Below are 18,641 nucleotides of genomic sequence, written 5' to 3' on the forward strand. Positions count from 1 at the left end.
ATTATTTTTTAAAGGGAGGCTTGCAACAAAAAATATGAGCAAAAAAAGTCCAGCAAAATGTTTATTTATTTTAGGTAAAACAGTCATAGATTAATGTAGCTTTGCAAAGCTATAATATAAATTTTTATAAACACATTACAATAAATTAAATTGAAAGTTCTTCACGTATTATATCAATCGCTACCTCAAATTTCTGGATCTAGTATTCGAAGTAGAGATATCTTACTTTCACAAAAAGAAAAAGGTATTGATGTACTTGCTATAACATCTCCCTTTCAAAATTCAGTAACTGGTACTGCTTGTGATCAAATTCATTCAATTAACTATTATAGAACTTCAAAAACAAAGATTAATTCTATTTCAGACCAACAAAAAAGTATTTTATCAAGAATTGGTAAATTATTTTCGATTGTAACCTTTGCAATTGCTTTGTATAAACTTACAAAAAAGGAGAAGCCAGACATCATTCATGCACACGCCATGTTTTTTTGTGGTATCCCGTCTATTCTTGTTGGCAAATTGCTAAAAAAACCTGTGGTTTACGAATTTAGATCGCTATGGATGTTTCAGAAAAAAGAAACTGTAAAAAATCGTTTTGAAAAATACACAGAATCTTTACTCCTTAAAATCGAAGCGTTTACCTTAAAAAAAGCGACACATGCGGTTTTTTTAAATGATAAACTAAGAACTTATTTTACAGAAAAAGGATATCATTTTAATAACAGTACTGTTGTAAACAATGCTATAAACACTACCTTAATTAACAATAGCATTGTACCTTCTAAAAAAGAAAATACAGCAATGGTATTTGGTTATATTGGAACCTTAACAGCATATGAAGGAATCGAATTTCTTGTTGAAACTTTTCAAGAATTAGCAGATCAAGGTCATGTATTTGATCTAGTATTGTACGGTGGCGGTATTAGTCAAGCTAACGTTATTGATAAAATAAAATCACGACCCGATTTAAAAAATATTGTTTTTAAAGGGCGTATTGATTCAGATAAAATCCACGAAGCATTTAACACTATAGACATTATTGTAAATCCAAGATTAAGTAATAATGTTACAAACTCTGTAATGCCCTTAAAACCACTAGAGGCTTTTGCATATAAAAAGCTAGTGCTTGGGAGTGATGTTGGCGGTATCAAAGAAATAATAACGCACAATGAAAATGGCCTTTTGTTTAAAGCAGAAAACAAACAATCCTTAAAAGATGCTCTTTTAAAAATAAGCGCTATGCCCCTCAACGAAAAGGACCGTATTATAACAAATGCGCAACAATACGTAATTGATAATAAAAGTTGGATAAAAAATGTAGAACGCTATGTAAATCTTTATCATTCGGTATTACATTAGTCTTTCGTTAGGAAATTAAAACAATACAATTGAATTTAAATACTATTTCTATATTAAATAACACCATCGCCAACCTTACGATGCAGGAAACCATTGAAATGGTAAAGGATGTTATTTCGCAAAACAAAAGCATAAACCTAGCCGATATCAATGCGGGTAAAATTATTCAAATAAATGAAGACCCTGAGTTAAAAACTAGCATCGAAATAAGCGAGGTAATACAAGCAGATGGACAAGCTGTTATTTGGGCTTCTAAATTTCTAGGAAAGCCATTAAAAGAAAGAGTAGCAGGGATAGACTTGTTAGAAAATTTGGTTGCAATGTCTCACAAAGAAGGATATAAAATATTTTTCTTAGGGGCTAAAGAAGAAGTCGTAACGGGTGTTATCAAAAACTACACGAACAAATATGACGCATCTGTTATTGCTGGATACAGAAACGGTTATTTTACAAGAGACCAAGAAACAGAAATTGCCCAAAGTATTGTGGAAAGTAAGGCTAACATCCTCTTTGTAGCCATTACATCTCCTATTCAAGAAAATTTCTTGTACAGAAATCAAGAAATCCTGAAAAACGTTAATTTTAAAATGGGCGTCGGCGGTAGTTTTGACGTCATTGCGGGTGTCACCAAAAGAGCTCCTGTTTGGATGCAAAATGCCGGATTGGAATGGTTTTATCGATTTTTACAAGAACCCAAGCGCATGTGGAAACGATACCTAATTGGGAACAGTAAATTTATCTATTTGGTACTCAAAGAAAAATTTAAAAAGGCATAAGGCTATCTGCACATTGTTGAGTACCTTGAGCCTTTTAATGGCTTCGGAAATATTATGAGAATACTACTTGCTTCTATTTACCCCTTTGCATTTATGCTCTTATTTTTCATCATTCCTTTTGATGATTACATTCGTGCATTGCCAAATATTCTACTCATCATCCTTACCATTACCTTTCCGGCAATTATTAAAAGAGAGCATTTTCAGAAAATTAAAAAAGTCCCTTTCTTTTTATTCTTATTATTCTTCGGGTATCTTGTACTCAATAGCCTACTCTCTGGGAGATTTGAAACAGATGTCACCGTACTAAAAAAAATAGCGATTGCACTGGGCCTCGTGATTTTATACCTCCCCATACAATACGATAGAAAAGTGCAAAAAGCAGTGATCGCCTCCTCCATTGCAGCCATTGTCTTTTCGGTAATTAGTATTGTGTATAGCGCCAACACCAACCCAAATTTCATGTTTGGAGATAGTCGCATGATGATAGAAGCACTACTGGTAGACAGGTTGTATCTTGGCCTCATAAGCGTATTAAGTATTTTGTTTTCGTACCGTTCTATGCGCAAAACATACCATCCACACAATGCGTATTATTTAGCCGCCATTATCATTAACCTCTTGTTTATTGTCTTAGTGATTTCAAAAATTGCAGGACTTATATTACTTGGGCTATTATTATTGCGTCAAGTGTACGGCAGCAAAAAAAACATTCGTATTCCCATTGCTATTGGTTTTGTGGGTCTCTTAATAGCTGGGTTATTTTATCTAAAATTTCAGCAACAAAAAACAAGCACAACGCCTATTTCATTTGCCTCTTTTTTAAACAAAAATCTAAAAGCGTCACACACCACAGAAACAAGATTAATTACGTGGGGTTGTAGTGCTGAAATATTAAAAAACGAAGCGCTTCCTTTAAACGGAATAGGCTTTAAAGCAACTAAAGATGCATTGGCGCTTTGCTATGATGCAAAAATATCTAATCCAGAAAAAAAAGAACTCTTTGTGTCGCAACGATACAATAGTCATAATCAATTTTTGGATATCCTACTAAGTAGTGGATATGTGGGGCTGCTATTCTTTGGCTTGTTTTTAGTTTGGACCTTTATGAAAAATCGAGAGCACTTTTTTCAAACAGCTATTTTATGCACATTTATTGAGTATGCCATGATTGAAAATATCTTTCATCGTCAAATAGGTGTGTATTATGTTGGATTAATACTCATAATTGTATTGGCAAACCGCACTTATACTGAAATCGATGCCCCAAAAGAAGCATAAAAAGCTAGCAAAGTGTATTTTTGCAGCATCTTATAAAAAATAAAAAAATTAGATTTCTGCTTTCGCGGAAATGACTAAATAAAATTTTCTATGAAAATAACCGTAGTTGGAACTGGATATGTAGGCTTAGTAACAGGAACCTGTCTCGCCGAAACGGGAAATGAAGTCGTGTGTGTAGATATTGATGCAGACAAAGTGACCAAAATGCAAAACGGTGTTGTACCCATTTATGAACCTCACTTAGATGTATTATTTGAACGCAATATCAACGCGGGAAGATTAACGTTTACCACCTCTTTGGACGAAGGCCTAGACCATGGCGATATTGTATTTTTAGCCTTACCCACCCCTGAAGACGAAGATGGAAGTGCAGATTTACGATACATCTTAGGTGTAAGTGAAGACATTGGTCAAAAAATTAAAAGCTATAAAGTAATTGTAGACAAAAGTACAGTGCCCGTAGGTACTGCCGAAAAAGTACAAGCGACCATCGCCAAAAATGCTTCTTGCGATTTTGATGTGGTCTCTAATCCGGAGTTTTTAAGAGAAGGATTTGCGGTAGACGATTTCTTAAAACCAGAACGTATTGTGATTGGATCTAGTAGTGAAAGAGCAACGGCGTTAATGCAAAAATTATACAGTCCGTTTGTGCGTTCAGGAAACCCAATCATTACCATGGATGAAAAGAGTGCAGAACTTACCAAATACGCTGCTAACTCTTTTTTAGCGACCAAGATTACCTTCATGAATGAAATTGCCAACTACTGTGAAAAGGTAGGCGCAGATGTTGACAAGGTACGTGTAGGTATGGGAACCGATTCTAGAATTGGAAAAAGATTCTTATTCCCTGGTATTGGCTATGGAGGATCTTGTTTCCCAAAAGATGTAAAAGCATTACAAAAAGCAGGACGTGATGCTGCCTATGATTTCAAAATATTAGACTCGGTTATTCAAGTAAATGATTCTCAAAAAACAATTTTACTCCCTAAGATAACAAGTCATTTTAAGGGCGATCTAACCGGTAAAACCATTGCTATTTGGGGACTTGCTTTTAAGCCAGAAACAGATGATATTAGAGAAGCACCTTCTTTATATATGATGAAAGGGCTCTTAGAAAGAGGTGCTACCTTACAAGTGTTTGATCCTGAAGCAATGCCAAACATCAAAAAACGTTTTGGAGACTCACTCAAATACACTTCAGGCATGTATGAAGCTTTAGATGGAGCAGATGCATTATGCATTTGTACCGAGTGGAGTATTTTTAGAACACCAGATTTTGAAAAAGTGAAGCAACTTCTCAAGCAACCTGTCATCTTTGATGGTAGAAACCTATACAATACAAACGATATGCAAGCCGAGGCATTTACATATATTTCGATTGGTAGAAACGATGTTGGGTAACAAACTATTTTCTGAACCAATAAAATTTCAGAAAGTATAAAAAAAACACATGAAAAAAACTGTTTTAATTACTGGAGCTGCTGGGTTTTTAGGATCACACCTTTGCGATAAATTTATTGCCGAAGGATATAAAGTGATTGGTATGGACAACCTTATTACTGGAGATAAACGCAACATCGAACATCTCTTTCAGTTAGAGGACTTCGACTTTTACCACCATGATGTTACCAAATTTGTTCACGTACCTGGTAATGTAGATTATATTTTACATTTTGCCTCTCCTGCGAGTCCTATAGATTATTTAAAAATCCCTATTCAAACCCTTAAGGTGGGGTCTTTAGGGACGCATAATTTATTAGGGTTGGCGAAAGAGAAAAATGCGCGATTTATGATCGCATCTACTTCCGAAGTATACGGTGATCCGTTAGTGCACCCGCAAAAAGAAACCTATTACGGAAATGTAAATACCATTGGCCCTCGTGGGGTATACGATGAAGCGAAACGCTTTCAAGAATCGATCACCATGGCCTACCATCGTTTTCATGGCATAGAAACACGTATTGCAAGAATTTTTAATACTTATGGTCCGAGAATGCGACTCAATGACGGTCGTGTTATCCCTGCTTTTATTGGGCAAGCGCTACGAGGAGAAGATCTTACAGTTTTTGGAGACGGATTACAAACACGCTCTTTCTGTTATGTAGATGACCAAGTAGATGGCTTGTACAAACTATTATTAAGCGACTACAGTGACCCAGTAAACATTGGAAATCCAGAAGAAATTACCATCCTAGATTTTGCCAAAGAGATTATCAAACTAACGGGTACAGAACAAAAAATTATCTTTAAAGAGTTACCTAAAGATGATCCCTTACAGCGCGAGCCAGACATTACCTTAGCGAGAAAAATATTAGGCTGGGAGCCAAAAGTTTCAAGAGAAGACGGCATGCAAATTACCTACAACTATTTTAAAAGCTTGACAAAAGAAGAACTCTTTAAAAGTGAACATAAAGATTTTTCAAAACACATAAGAGCCTAAGGTACATGATATTTAAAAGAGGTCGATATTCAGGGTTTTTAAGACCTATTTCGTATGCCATAGATTTATGTGTCATTCATGGGTTTGCCTACCTATTATTTGAAGGAAGCTCTACGTATACCAATTACATCTTTTTTATGTCTATTGCATGGGTAAGTTCTTCCATGATTCTTAATTTTTATGAGATTTATAGGTTTACTAAATTTATAAAAATCCTTTCATTAGCTTCCAAACAAGCCATCATTTTTTTACTATTAGTATTTGCTTTCTTTGGGTTTTACAAAGAACTAGAACAAGAAGCTGGCACCATTTTAAAATATGTGGGTACCGTGATGGGTGTCATTATTTTAATTAAAACCTCTATTTATTTTCTACTTAAAAAATATAGGCGTTTTCTCGGCGGAAATGTTAGAAGAGTGGTTATTCTTGGCGTAAATGACAAAACAAAAGAACTTGCCCACTTTTTTAATGTCAATACCGAATATGGCTATACCCTTGTAAAAAGCTATGACATAGAGAATGATGATGACAATACTCTTGAGAGTGTTTTTAAAGAAATAAGCGAAAGTAATGTAGATGAAATGTATGCCTCTGTAAATGAATTAAGTGACGCCTGCATGGCCAAAGTAATAGATTTTGCCGACAATAATTTAAAGGTGCTAAAATTTCTGCCAGACAATAAAGAAATCTTCGGAAAACAGCTTGATTTCTCATATTATGGATACCTGCCAATTCTATCTCTAAGAAAAATTCCTACCGACGAGCCCTTCAATAAATTTATAAAAAGAGCGTTTGATATTGCATTATCGCTGTTTGTAATTGTATTTATTTTATCTTGGTTGACACCGCTTCTAGGACTCTTTATTAAACTAGAGTCTAAAGGCCCTGTTTTCTTCAAACAAAAAAGAAACGGCTTAGACTACAAAGAATTTAATTGTTACAAATACAGGTCTATGAAACCGAGTCCTACAGCAGATTTGTACCAAGCCACCAAAGGAGACCAAAGGGTAACTAAAGTAGGTCGTATTATTCGAAAAACGAGTATGGACGAATTGCCACAATTTATAAATGTCCTCAAAGGCGATATGTCTGTGGTGGGTCCAAGACCTCATATGGTAAGTCATACCCACATGTATGCCGAAAAAATTGACAAATTTATGGTACGTCACTTTGTAAAGCCTGGTATTACTGGTTTGGCACAGGTAAGTGGCTATAGAGGTGAGGTAGAATCAGATTCAGATATTATCAATAGAGTAAAGCACGATATTTTCTATCTAGAAAACTGGTCTTTAATCATGGATATTAAAATTGTTTTTCAAACCATTTACAATGCCATTAGAGGAGAAGAAAAAGCATACTAACCCCCTTGAGCAACCGCTGGTTTCCATTATCACACCGCTGTATAATGCAGCTCCCTACATTTCACAAACCATACATTCGGTACAATCCCAAACATACTCAAACTGGGAACATATTATTGTAGATGATGTTTCTACAGACAACAGTATCTCAATTGTTGAAACACTAGCTCAAAAAGACACTAGAATAAAACTGGTTAAAGGCACTACAAATAAAGGTGCTGCCCATTGTCGAAACAAAGCAACAACACTAGCACAAGGAGATTTTATTGCCTTCTTAGACGCTGACGATCTATGGCACCCGAAAAAGTTAGGGCGCCAAATTTCTTTTATGCAAGAACAGCAATGTGAAGTATCCTACACAAGCTATACACACATTGACGGAAAAGGAAACCCATTACAAAAACGTATCAAAGCCCTTCCTACTCTTTCTTACCAAAAACAACACAGTAATAACTACATCGGAAATCTTACGGGCATTTACAATTGCAAAACACTAGGTAAAATAATTGCCCCTAACATTCGCAAGCGTCAAGATTGGGCGGTTTGGTTAGAAGCCATCAAAAAAAGCGGCAAACCAGCTCTAGGCATCCAAGAAGACTTGGCGTATTATAGAGTTCACGAAAACAATATGAGTGGCAACAAACTAAACTTAATTAAATACAATTATGCCTTTTATAAAGAATATTTAGGCTGTTCAACACTCAAATCTTCTATGCATTTACTGCGTTTCTTCTGGGAATACTTTATACATCGCCCCAAACAAATTGAAAACTACTAAGGTGATACTCTGAAATTACGTCTTTGCGTCTTTGAAACTTCAATACGGGTGACGGGTGAAATTAATTTGAAAATTACTAATGTAATACTTTGAAAAATCCCCCTTTTGCTACTTTGGCCCTTTGCATCTTTGCACCTTTGCGCCTTTAAAACTTATATACGAGTGACGAGCGAAAGATTTGTAAACCCTTTTTTGCTACTCCTTTAAGCTCTTAAACATATAAACACTTAAACTTCTATCCTCTACCAGTGAACAAAGTGAACGATCTAACTTCTATCAATGAGCGCAAGCGTCCGCGTGTCGCAGAAGCTTTAGCGGAGGCACAATGGTCCATCTTCTAGCAGCGACCTTGTGCCGCCGTAGCTTTAAGCGAAGGAGTAAGTGGTCTAAATTCGAGAAACAAACTGCTTCAACTTCCCTCTGTTCGCTCTATCAAGAATTTCTACACGCTCAAATACCAAGGTCAAACCTGGTTCTAAATAGGTGTATAAAGCGTCTTTAATATGCTGTTCTTCTATATCAGTTAAAAGACGTTCTGAAGTATATATAATTTTAAAGTGGTCTAATGCCAACTGCTCAATCACAAACTCTTTTACATTTCCGTCATCTTCAATCACACTTTTGGTGACATAATAAAAGGTCAAACCTGGCACCGTTTTCCCACTAGGTAGGGTTGCTACATCGTTGGTGCGGCCAATCAAGGTTTTTAATACGGGTTTTTTAAACGTGCTCGTTTCTGTAAAACTTCCGGTATCTCCTATATCGTATCGAATTAAGGGATGGGCTTTATTATACAAAGCTGTAATTACAATACGCCCCTCTGTTCCGTGAGGGACGGGCTTATTTTGAGCATCTAAAATTTCAACAAAAAGCGTCTCACTATTAACCACAAATTCGTCCTGCGCATTGGTAAATGCTATTAAATCTAATTCGCTTGCTCCATATTCATTAATCACAGGAACGCCAAAAGCTTTCTGAAGCAATGCTTTGTCACTATCAAACAACATTTCACTGGTCACAATACAATAGCGTAGTGATGGACATACTTCTTTGAGTACAAACCCTTGCTTTTTTACATACTTTGCAAACAAGACAATCGAACTAGTATAGCCATTAATATACTCAAACTTTTTCCTACGGAAATGTCCTAAAAACGAGGCTAGTTTTGTATCTGACAAATCGAAAATTGGAAAGCGATACCTGCTGCTTAAGCGATCTTTTAAACGTTCTTTAAAATAGCCTACTTTATCCAACGGAATCCCATAAAAACGGGCTTGCAAAGTGCTGTTAAAATCAATATCAAACCAACCAAACCTATCCATGATTTCTGCCCATGTTAAGGCATGACACATTTTGTCTTTAGCAAAGACAAAAGGATGTCCGCTAGAACCAGAGGTTTTGTTCACATAACTATTTTTGGGTGTAAAACCTTTAGATAATCGTTTTTGCAGAGGCTGCTGTAAATCGGCCTTGGTTAGTACTGGAAGGGATAACCAATCTGTATGATTTGCCCCGACAAGTTCTTTGTAATAGTCATTATTCGCTAGATGATAGGCTACTATCTCACTTCGCTTTTTTAAAATAAAAGCCTCATAGTCTTGTTCAGGAACGGCTTGGATTTGCTGTAACTGTTTTTTGGCTTCCTCAATAGGAAATCCGTTAACGCGAAGACTAAAATTAAATAAACTCAAAAAAGTACTGTTGGTAGTGAGGGGTTAAAGATAGTAATAATCAAGTACTCAGTATTCAGTTGCAGTAAGCAGATTTTATTAGAAACTAAATTCAATAACAACTATTTGTAAACGGCTAGTATTTAGTATCTTTAAAGCTATGGAAAAAACATGTCCAGAATGTGGCGATAAAATTATTGGCCGTGCAGATAAAAAATTCTGTAGTGATGGCTGTCGCAATGCGCATAATAACAACCTCAATAAAGACGGCAATAATCTGGTGCGAAATATTAATAACAGGCTTCGTAAAAACTATCGTATCCTAAAAACATTAAACAGCAAAGACAAAACGAAAGTCAAAAAAGAAACGCTGCTAAAACACCAGTTTAGTTTTAAATTTTATACCGGTCAGTATGTAACAAAAACAGGATCTGTGTATCATTATGTATATGATCAAGGCTATTTAGCACTTGACAACGATTGGTACCTACTCGTAAAAGTAGATATCACTTTATAAAGCATATTCAATATTCTATATTGTACTTTAAAGAAATAATGATTTATTTTATTGAGTGAAAAATCGCCCTAAGCTAAGAAGTCGGGACCCATAGTTTGAAAAAGCGTCAAAACAAAAGGCTGTTTGAGCCTAACTAAATATATTAATTTCAGTTAATTTTAAAAGTAAAGGCGAGTTCATTTTGTTTAGCTTTTTTAAGCGTTTTGGGTGACTTGTTAGGTTAAGGCTAGACTTTTTTGATTAGCTTACGCGTATTTATTGTTTAAGTGTTCGTGAATCTCCTTTGTAGATTTCTTTTTTGGGCAATGCAAAAAAGAATATATTAAACTTTAGATTTTAACATTATTGATTAATTGTCTTTAATACATTTAAAATGTGTAAGATTAATTACAAATTATAATAATACATACAACAACCAACCAACTCCCTTACCATGAAATACATTAGTGCTCTTGTTTCGTTTATAGTCATTGGGCTTCTTATTGGCTTAAGTTTTGACAGCCTATTACCTTCCAGTGCCACTCCAGCTTCAGCTCCAGATACCGAATTTTCTGCAGAACGTGCTTTAATACCACTTCGAGAAATTGCAAAAGCACCCCATTACCATGGTACCGATGAACATAACCGCGTACGGAGTTATATCATTTCAGAACTAGAAAAACTAGGACTAGAAACACAGGTTCAAGAAGATTTTATACTTAGCAATTCGTACCAAGGTCTTATCAAGCCAAAAAATATTGTAGCCCGTTTAAAAGGAATTGGAAATGGAAAAGCATTGGTCCTACTATCTCATTATGATAGTGCGCTAGTGCCATCTTTTGGGGCTAGTGATGCAGGAAGTGGTGTGGTTACCATACTCGAAAGTCTTAGAGCCTATAACGCGAGTGGCGCTAGTCCGATTAATGATATTATTGTGCTCTTTACCGATGCCGAAGAAATAGGACTCGATGGTGCTTCTCTTTTTGTAAAGCAACATCCTTGGGCACAAAATAGTGGTCTTGTGCTCAACTTTGAAGCAAGAGGAAGTGGCGGACAAAGCAACATGATTGTAGAAACCAATGGCGGAAATACCAACCTGATCAAGGCATTTACAGCAGCAGATGTTCAATACCCAGTAGCCTCTTCGCTTATGTATAGCGTTTATAAAATGCTCCCCAACGATACAGATTCTACCATTTTTAGGGAAGACGGCGATATAGAAAGCATGTTTTTTGCTTTTATAGACGACCATTTCGATTACCATACCGCTAACGACACGGTTGAGAATCTTGATATTGAAACCCTACAACACCAAGGAAGTTACTTGCTTCCTTTGTTACATCACTTTGCTGCTTCAGATCTAAGTAGCTTGAAAGCAGAAGACGACTCGGTATATGTAAACATGCCGCTAGTAACATTTATTCATTATCCCTTTGCTTGGATTTTACCAATGCTTATCCTAGCATTTGTACTATTTATTGTCATTTTAGCCTATGGCCTTGCAAAACACAAACTACATCTTAATGGTATTTTAAAAGGATTTATACCTTTACTTCTAGCCCTAGTAATTTGTGGTCTTATTGGTTATTATGGCTGGCAATTACTAGAAGCTATCTACCCACAATATGGAGAAATACAACACGGATTTAAATACAATGGTCATGTTTATATTGGGTTTTTTGTAGCCCTATGTATTGGTATACTATTTAAAATATACCACTCTTTTGGTAAACACAACAGTGTTGTTAATTTACTGGCAGCTCCCTTATTTTTATGGCTCGTTATTAATGTGGTTGTTTTTATATACTTAAAAGGAGCAGCTTTCTTTATTATTCCAGTATTCTTCGGACTCCTTTCATGGTTCATCCTTATAAAATGGCCAAATCCAAGTTTTATTGGCATGGCATTACTAGCTGCTCCGGCTTTGTTTTTATTTGCACCGTTGATTCAATTTTTCCCTATTGGTTTAGGATCAGATCATATTGTGATAAGTTGTGTGTTTACGGTATTCCTATTTGGTCTTTTACTCCCCATTTTTGGTTTTTACAAACTTAAAAACATCTTATCCTATCTATTTTTAGGACTTGCTTTGGTCTTTTTTATTATTTCACACCTACAAAGCTCTTTTTCTGAGGTACGTCAAAAACCAAATAGTTTATCCTATTATAATAACATTGATACAGGAGAAGCCTATTGGGTTACCTATGATGACCTACTAGATGACTGGACACGCACCTATCTAGGAGAAGATCCAAAAGAAGCAGCTACTTATGTAGAGAGTGCAGCGGGTAGCAAATACAACACAGGATATCAATTTGCAGCAAAAGCTCCTGTGGTTGCTATTCCATCGTTTGACGTTCAAGTGCATCAAGATAGTGTCCAAAACGGGATGCGTACTGTGAAATATACCATTACACCAAAACGAGATGTGCATCAAATGCGATTGTACACTAACAAAGACATTGATTTTACATCGCTTGCCTTTAATGGGGTGAACGTTTCAGAAAAAGACAGCCTCGGTCAGTATTTCTTTAACAGAGAAAATGATGGGTTACTTCGATATTATGTGGCCGATACAGATTCGTTGCATGTATCCTATTCCTTACCCGACAAAGCGCCAGTTCCAAGATTTAAAGTACTCGAATATGGCTTTGATTTATTAAGTAATCCAATGTTAAATGTAGCACCAAGAGGTAAGGATATGACGCCCAAACCCTTTGTGAATACCGATGCCGTGATCAATGCAAAATCATTTAGCATAGACGACTTTAGAACACAACAAGACAGTCTTCAATAATTTAAAATTTCGGCTTGAAAAAAACAATCGCTATTGCTGGATTAGGTTGGTTAGGAAACCCCTTAGCCCAGCATTTAAATCTATTAGGGTATGCCACCAAAGGTTCTGTTACCTCACAGGATAAAGCAACCACCTTACAACAAAATGGCATCGATGCCTATGCTGTAAATTGTACAGAAGATGGGGTTGTAGGTCCCGTACAAGGTTTTTTAAAACATGTGGAGACCTTAGTAATCATGATACCCCCTGGTTTGCGAAGAAACACTGGAGCAGATTATGTCTTAAAAATGTCTCATTTTCTTTCTGAAATTTTAAAAGCCCAAGTGCAGCATGTTATCTTTATTAGTAGCACTTCTGTATATAGCGACACCCAAGGAGTAGTGACTGAAAAGGACATCCCCAAACCAAGCACTGAAGCTGGGAGACAATTATTTCAGGTAGAGCAATTATTTTTTAACGCTCCTGGATTACAGACAAGCATTTTACGCTTTGGAGGTCTTATTGGAGGCTCTAGGCAACCCGTAAAGTATCTTGCTGGTAGAACCGAATTGCGTGGTGCAAATGCGCCCGTAAATCTTATTCATAGAAACGATTGCATTGGTATTATTAGCAAGATCATACGACAAGAAGCCTACGGACATATTTTTAACGGCGTACACCCAAAACACCCTTTAAAAAAAGAATATTATAAAGAAAAAGCACTCGCGCTTCAACTTACACCACCAGAATTTTTAGAGGAAACAGAAAAGGATACTGTCAAACAAATAAATTCGCTTCATCTAGAAAAAATCCTTGGGTATACCTTTAAAGAAATGATATAATAATAAAGACCCTATAAAAAGCAAACGTAGATGTCTGTTCGAGCGCTCCCGAAGCTTCGGGAGAGAACTACAACCCACTTAACAATTTAAGATAGGTTTCGACTGCGCTCAACCAGACAAAAAGTTAATTTTCAACTTTTTATAAGGTCTTTAAAATTTCTGTTTTAATACTCTACCAAATACGTACCCTATCTTCTGGGGCAACATACATTGGGTCTCCTTCTACAATATTAAAGGCTTCGTAAAATGAATCTACGTTTTTAAGAGGTTCTGTCGCTCTCCAACGCCCTGGCGTGTGCGGATCTGTTTTTACTTGTGTACGTAATGACTCATCACGTTGCTTCGTTCTCCAAACCGTAGCCCAGCTCATAAAGAAACGTTGTTCTGCTGTAAAACCATCGATATCTTCTGGTCTTCCGTTTTCTTTAAAATGACGTTGTAAACCATCATAAGCAGCTAAAACTCCTCCTAGATCTCCAATGTTTTCTCCTAAGGTGAATTCACCATTTACAAACACACTATCAATTACTTCAATTTTACTGTATTGGTCAGCTAATGCTTTACCACGTTCTCCAAATTGCTTTAAGTCTTCATCGGTCCACCAGTTTACAAGGTTACCATCACCATCAAAACGAGCGCCACTATCATCAAAAGCGTGTGAAATTTCATGTCCGATAACAGCTCCAATACCACCATAGTTTACAGCGTCGTCTGCTTTATAATCGTAGAAAGGTGGCTGTAAAATAGCTGCAGGGAATACAATCTCATTGTTAAACGGATTGAAATAAGCATTCACAGTTTGTGGAGACATTCCCCACTCTGTTCTGTCTACTGGCTCGTTGATTTCAGATAAGTTTTTCTTGAAACCCCAAGCACTTACTGCTTGCATGTTATCATAATAACTCTTGTCTGCGCTTACCTCCATTTTACTGTAATCTTCCCAGCTATCTGGATATCCAATTTTTACGGTAAACTTATTTAGCTTCTCCACAGCTTTGGTTTTCGTTTCGTCGCTCATCCAGTCTAATGCCATGATACGATCTTGGTACGCAGCAATTACGTTTCCAATCATTTTCTCTGCTTTATCCTTTGCTTCTGGAGGAAACATTTCGTCAACGTATAATTTTCCTAAAGCTTCTCCAACAGTACCGTTTACAGTTCCGAGTGCACGCTCATCTGCTGGGCGTTGTTTTTTAGCACCACTCAATGTTTTGCTGTAAAAATCCCAATTTGCTTTTTCTATTTCGGTTGTTAGTTGTCCGGTAGCATCGTTAAATGTAGCCCAACGCATTACTGTTTTCCAAGTGTCAATATCTCCTTTTGCAAAGGTGTTTTGTACTACTTCCATGTATTTTGGTTGCATTACAATAAGGGTATCTAACTCTTTTTCTACACCCAAATCTTTAATGGCCGTTTTCCAAGTAATTGCTGGCACCATTTCTTGAATTTGCGCCATAGATCTTGGATTATTGAAGTTTCTAAAATCACGGCTCTGAACTTTATCCAATCTTGGCATTGCAAGTGCTGTTTCGAAAGCTAAAATAGTTTCAGCTTGTGAACGAGCACTAGCTTCATCATCTCCTAAAAACTGAAGCATTCTAGTGATATGGTCTACGTACTGTTCTCTAATTTCTATAGACTTTGCATCTGTATTTGTGTAGTAATCTCTATCTGGTAAACCTAAACCACCAGGTGTGATATATGCAGAATTAATCGCACTGTTTGATGGGTTTGAAAACGCTGCTAATCCAAAAAATGGTTGTGAAACACTCGTAGCATATTGCGTAATAACCTTTTGAAAATCTGCTACTGTTTGTATCCCAGCAATAGCATCTAAAGCAGGTTGTAATGGTGCAATACCCGCCTTATCTCTAGCAACTGTATCTAATTTTGTGTTAAATATAGCAATGGCTTTTGCTTGATCTGTTCCCGCAGCATAGGTGCCACTTTTATCGGCCTTATCTAAAATAGCCAATACATCTTTATCTGTACTTTTACGTAATACACCAAAACCACCCCAACGCACTTGGTCTGCTGGGATTTCTGTGTTTTTCATCCAATTTCCATTTACATAATTGTAAAAATCAGTTTTTGGACTTACTGTGGTATCCATGTTAGATAATATGATACCGCGTTCTTCTTTAGCGGTTTCTTTGTTGTTACATGCTGTAAATACAATACTTGCAGCGGCTGCAAAGAGCCATATTCTAGTTTTCATACTTGGTTATTTTTGATTAGGTTAGTAGTGTTTTCTTCTGAAATGTTACAAGAAACCACCACTATTTATTTTGATCTTTTAATTCTGCTTTATAAATAGAATCTAAACGCTTTTTGCGCAATTCCATCTCTTTCTTTTCGTTGTCTTTTACTTTTCTATCTTCACTATCCTTCTCAAACTTTTCATTGATTTGAACGATTAAGTTTGAAGTAGCTGTATGCATCTCTTGAATTGCTTTCTGCATCCCAAGAGAATCTAATCTCCCTTTGTTGGCTTCTTGTTGTATAATTGCAGCTCTTGTTTTGGCTACTATAACACGAGAAAGAATGGCTTGTGTATATAGCGTATCAGGAATTTTTTTGGTGAGCGAATCCATTCTGGAGACAAGGAAAGCACTTCGTTCTTTAATCTCTTTGAGCGTTGCGCCATTTATGGCTTTTACTTCGCTGGTAACATCTTCAAAAACGGGCCAGGTGGCAATATAGTTTGCAGCGTTTTCAGTAAAGGTAGGAAGTGGCTTATTTTTCACACCAAACACTTGATCTTGTGTCGCATCTTCTAATGCAGTTTGAGTATCTAAATTTTCAGTATCACCACAACTTAGAATACTTAAAAAAAAGCCTAGAAATAAAAATAATACGTAGTCCCGTTTCATAAAGTACTGTAAGGACTACAAATATAGCTTTTCTGTTACATTTGAGGCATTTTTATACTATTTTAACGAATGAAATAATGCTATATTTACAGTCAAAATTTTGAAAATACTGCTATGAAAAAAAGAATTTTAATCATTGGAGCATCCGGACAAATTGGAACAGAGCTCACCATGTACTTACGAAGCATCTATGGAAATCATAAAGTAATTGCAAGTGATATACGTGAAGCTAGTGACATAGTCATGGAAAGCGGCCCCTTTGAAATTCTTGATGCCATGGATTATGATGCCATTCAAGACATTGTAATTAGTTATGAAATTACCGATGTATATCTCATGGCTGCCATGCTAAGTGCCACAGCAGAAAAGTTCCCGATGAAAGCATGGGAATTAAATATGACTTCTTTATTTAACGTATTAAATCTGGCCAAAGACAAGAAAATTGAAAAAATATTTTGGCCTTCTAGTATTGCTGTTTTTGGACCTACAACTCCTAAAACAAATACACCACAGCGCACAGTTATGGAGCCTTCTACAGTATATGGAATAAGCAAACAAACGGGTGAGCGTTGGTGTGAGTATTACAACAAACGCTATGATGTAGACGTACGAAGTATTCGTTATCCTGGATTAATAAGCTACAAAACGCTCCCTGGAGGTGGTACTACAGATTATGCGGTAGATATTTATCACAAAGCATTAAAACATAAAAAATACATCTGTTTCTTAAATGCTGAAACTACCTTACCCATGATGTTCATGGACGATGCTATTCGAGCAACTGTAAATATCATGCTAGCTGCTAAAGAAGATGTGAAAATTAGAAACGCCTACAACTTAGCGGCCATAAGCTTTAATCCAGAAGAAATTACTGCAAGCATCCAAAAACACATTCCAGAGTTTGCCATCACATACGAACCAGACTTTAGACAAGCTATCGCCGACTCTTGGCCACAAAGCATAAACGACAGTGAAGCAAGAAAAGACTGGGGTTGGGAACATGAGTTGAATTTGGACCAAATGACAGAGGTGATGATTGAAAATTTGAAAAAAGAATATTCTTAAAGATCCTTCTTCTGAGATCTCTTATAGCATGAACGAAAACGAGGATTACTTCAAAATTTCAAAAGTAGAAGACATACACATCTTGTCAGATCAAGTGTCTTTTCAATGGAAAGAAGTACTTATAGTTCCTGTTATTGTATTTCTACCATTATTTTATTGGGTGGGCTGGTTTCAAGGACTTGTTGCAGGAATGCTAGCCGGCATTGGTTATTCCCTTTACAGAATAACATCTTCATGGGAATACAATGAATTTCATTTAAATCAAACCACTGGTAGCTTTTCACAACTAAAAAAACACAAAAACAAAACTATCGAAACGCTGGTACTAACTGAAAAGTATGATCCATCTCAGCTATCTTTTAAAGAAATGACGAGAAGTGGAAAGACAAAATATATGATGCAATACAAAACACATAAAGAACATGATTTGCTTGTGTTAAAGACCCAAAAAGATAAAGATATCGTTGAAGGATATTTTAAAAGCATCACAACTACTTCCCTGTAAAAATTCCTTTTCTACTAAAGATTACCTTTTGAAATCGATCCCGATAGCTATCGGAACGAAACTGAAGCCAAAAAACTAAACCCCTAAACTCGTCGACTTCTCAACATAATTAACTCCTTAGCGCATGACCTGTCCCGACAACATCGGGAAAAAAAGGAAATCAAGTCGTTCTAGAATAAAGTGAAACGGCTCACAAAAAACTACATTAAAAACATCACTAAAATTGATGTGCTCGCTACGGTATCTAGTGACGTTTTGAAAAAACCAAATGTCCAGTGGACATTTGACGCAGATACCCGCGATAGCGAAAAGATAGATTCTTTGCAAAAAAAGGAAAGTTTAGCGCATGACCTGTCCCGACAACATCGGGAAAAAAAGGTAAACAAGTCGTTACTGAAAATGAACAACAGCTCGCAAAT

Annotated in this window: 16 protein-coding genes; 13 read left to right on the forward strand and 3 right to left on the reverse strand. The window is 36.3% G+C overall.

Features of this window, described 5'->3' with window-relative positions:
- Nucleotides 1-150 precede the first annotated feature (150 nt).
- The 7 genes from ACY2RS_RS07725 (at nucleotide 151) to ACY2RS_RS07755 (ending at nucleotide 7,995) form a co-directional block, all read left to right on the forward strand.
- Nucleotides 151-1,359 (forward strand): glycosyltransferase family 4 protein, encoded by a 1,209-nt coding sequence (locus ACY2RS_RS07725; RefSeq protein WP_490098055.1) that lies wholly within the window; start codon nucleotides 151-153, stop codon nucleotides 1,357-1,359.
- A gap of 29 nt (nucleotides 1,360-1,388) precedes the next feature.
- Complete coding sequence (locus tag ACY2RS_RS07730; RefSeq protein ID WP_490098056.1) at nucleotides 1,389-2,135, forward strand: WecB/TagA/CpsF family glycosyltransferase; 747 nt, start codon at nucleotides 1,389-1,391, stop codon at nucleotides 2,133-2,135.
- A 54-nt stretch (nucleotides 2,136-2,189) separates the two neighbouring features.
- Nucleotides 2,190-3,416 carry an O-antigen ligase family protein gene (locus tag ACY2RS_RS07735; protein ID WP_490098057.1) on the forward strand — a complete coding sequence of 409 codons (1,227 nt, stop codon included), beginning with the start codon at nucleotides 2,190-2,192 and terminating at the stop codon, nucleotides 3,414-3,416.
- A gap of 90 nt (nucleotides 3,417-3,506) precedes the next feature.
- Entirely contained in the window at nucleotides 3,507-4,817 is a 1,311-nt protein-coding gene (locus ACY2RS_RS07740; protein WP_490098058.1) for a UDP-glucose dehydrogenase family protein, read from the forward strand.
- 49 nt (nucleotides 4,818-4,866) lie between these two features.
- Nucleotides 4,867-5,856: a UDP-glucuronic acid decarboxylase family protein gene (locus tag ACY2RS_RS07745; protein ID WP_490098059.1), complete on the forward strand. Its 990-nt coding sequence runs from the start codon at nucleotides 4,867-4,869 to the stop codon at nucleotides 5,854-5,856.
- 5 nt (nucleotides 5,857-5,861) lie between these two features.
- Nucleotides 5,862-7,217, forward strand: a complete 1,356-nt coding sequence (locus ACY2RS_RS07750; protein WP_490098060.1) for an exopolysaccharide biosynthesis polyprenyl glycosylphosphotransferase — start codon at nucleotides 5,862-5,864, stop codon at nucleotides 7,215-7,217.
- Nucleotides 7,186-7,995 (forward strand): glycosyltransferase family 2 protein, encoded by an 810-nt coding sequence (locus ACY2RS_RS07755; RefSeq protein ID WP_490098061.1) that lies wholly within the window; start codon nucleotides 7,186-7,188, stop codon nucleotides 7,993-7,995. The genes ACY2RS_RS07750 and ACY2RS_RS07755 overlap by 32 nt, the downstream gene beginning before the upstream one ends.
- A gap of 386 nt (nucleotides 7,996-8,381) precedes the next feature.
- Here the strand turns inward: ACY2RS_RS07755 and ACY2RS_RS07760 are convergent, their stop codons facing one another.
- On the reverse strand, nucleotides 8,382-9,686 hold the full coding sequence (locus ACY2RS_RS07760; protein WP_490098062.1) for a phenylacetate--CoA ligase family protein: 1,305 nt from the start codon (nucleotides 9,684-9,686) through the stop codon (nucleotides 8,382-8,384).
- Between the two features lie 139 nt (nucleotides 9,687-9,825).
- On the opposite strand from ACY2RS_RS07760, the gene ACY2RS_RS07765 reads away from it, so the two are divergent.
- The 3 genes from ACY2RS_RS07765 (at nucleotide 9,826) to ACY2RS_RS07775 (ending at nucleotide 13,779) form a co-directional block, all read left to right on the forward strand.
- Nucleotides 9,826-10,182, forward strand: a complete 357-nt coding sequence (locus ACY2RS_RS07765) for a DNA gyrase inhibitor YacG (protein WP_490098063.1) — start codon at nucleotides 9,826-9,828, stop codon at nucleotides 10,180-10,182.
- A gap of 433 nt (nucleotides 10,183-10,615) precedes the next feature.
- Nucleotides 10,616-12,958, forward strand: coding sequence for a M28 family peptidase (locus ACY2RS_RS07770; RefSeq protein ID WP_490098064.1), 2,343 nt, complete (start codon nucleotides 10,616-10,618; stop codon nucleotides 12,956-12,958).
- 14 nt (nucleotides 12,959-12,972) lie between these two features.
- Nucleotides 12,973-13,779, forward strand: a complete 807-nt coding sequence (locus tag ACY2RS_RS07775) for a Rossmann-fold NAD(P)-binding domain-containing protein (RefSeq protein WP_490098065.1) — start codon at nucleotides 12,973-12,975, stop codon at nucleotides 13,777-13,779.
- 172 nt (nucleotides 13,780-13,951) lie between these two features.
- Here the strand turns inward: ACY2RS_RS07775 and ACY2RS_RS07780 are convergent, their stop codons facing one another.
- Nucleotides 13,952-15,997 (reverse strand): M13 family metallopeptidase, encoded by a 2,046-nt coding sequence (locus tag ACY2RS_RS07780; RefSeq protein ID WP_490098066.1) that lies wholly within the window; start codon nucleotides 15,995-15,997, stop codon nucleotides 13,952-13,954.
- 61 nt (nucleotides 15,998-16,058) lie between these two features.
- Nucleotides 16,059-16,652, reverse strand: a complete 594-nt coding sequence (locus ACY2RS_RS07785; RefSeq protein WP_490098067.1) for a hypothetical protein — start codon at nucleotides 16,650-16,652, stop codon at nucleotides 16,059-16,061.
- 114 nt (nucleotides 16,653-16,766) lie between these two features.
- On the opposite strand from ACY2RS_RS07785, the gene ACY2RS_RS07790 reads away from it, so the two are divergent.
- The 3 genes from ACY2RS_RS07790 to ACY2RS_RS07800 all read left to right on the forward strand — a co-directional run.
- Nucleotides 16,767-17,717, forward strand: a complete 951-nt coding sequence (locus tag ACY2RS_RS07790) for an NAD-dependent epimerase/dehydratase family protein (RefSeq protein WP_490098068.1) — start codon at nucleotides 16,767-16,769, stop codon at nucleotides 17,715-17,717.
- Nucleotides 17,718-17,745: 28 nt separating this feature from the next.
- Nucleotides 17,746-18,222: a hypothetical protein gene (locus tag ACY2RS_RS07795; protein ID WP_490098069.1), complete on the forward strand. Its 477-nt coding sequence runs from the start codon at nucleotides 17,746-17,748 to the stop codon at nucleotides 18,220-18,222.
- 180 nt (nucleotides 18,223-18,402) lie between these two features.
- A partial coding sequence (locus ACY2RS_RS07800; protein ID WP_490098070.1) for a hypothetical protein occupies nucleotides 18,403-18,641 on the forward strand: 239 nt, incomplete at its 3' end.

The organism is Patiriisocius sp. 208BN25-11, from assembly GCF_058147145.1.

Excerpts from the sequence above, each read along its gene's own strand:
- ACY2RS_RS07770 (WP_490098064.1), top strand. The coding sequence starts at position 10,616 with ATGAAATACATTAGTGCTCTTGTTTCGTTTATAGTCATTGGGCTTCTT.
- ACY2RS_RS07790 (WP_490098068.1), top strand. The coding sequence starts at position 16,767 with ATGAAAAAAAGAATTTTAATCATTGGAGCATCCGGACAAATTGGAACA.
- ACY2RS_RS07750 (WP_490098060.1), top strand. The coding sequence starts at position 5,862 with ATGATATTTAAAAGAGGTCGATATTCAGGGTTTTTAAGACCTATTTCG.
- ACY2RS_RS07765 (WP_490098063.1), top strand. The coding sequence starts at position 9,826 with ATGGAAAAAACATGTCCAGAATGTGGCGATAAAATTATTGGCCGTGCA.
- ACY2RS_RS07745 (WP_490098059.1), top strand. The coding sequence starts at position 4,867 with ATGAAAAAAACTGTTTTAATTACTGGAGCTGCTGGGTTTTTAGGATCA.
- ACY2RS_RS07735 (WP_490098057.1), top strand. The coding sequence starts at position 2,190 with ATGAGAATACTACTTGCTTCTATTTACCCCTTTGCATTTATGCTCTTA.
- ACY2RS_RS07785 (WP_490098067.1), bottom strand. The coding sequence starts at position 16,652 with ATGAAACGGGACTACGTATTATTTTTATTTCTAGGCTTTTTTTTAAGT.
- ACY2RS_RS07795 (WP_490098069.1), top strand. The coding sequence starts at position 17,746 with ATGAACGAAAACGAGGATTACTTCAAAATTTCAAAAGTAGAAGACATA.
- ACY2RS_RS07780 (WP_490098066.1), bottom strand. The coding sequence starts at position 15,997 with ATGAAAACTAGAATATGGCTCTTTGCAGCCGCTGCAAGTATTGTATTT.
- ACY2RS_RS07755 (WP_490098061.1), top strand. The coding sequence starts at position 7,186 with ATGCCATTAGAGGAGAAGAAAAAGCATACTAACCCCCTTGAGCAACCG.
- ACY2RS_RS07740 (WP_490098058.1), top strand. The coding sequence starts at position 3,507 with ATGAAAATAACCGTAGTTGGAACTGGATATGTAGGCTTAGTAACAGGA.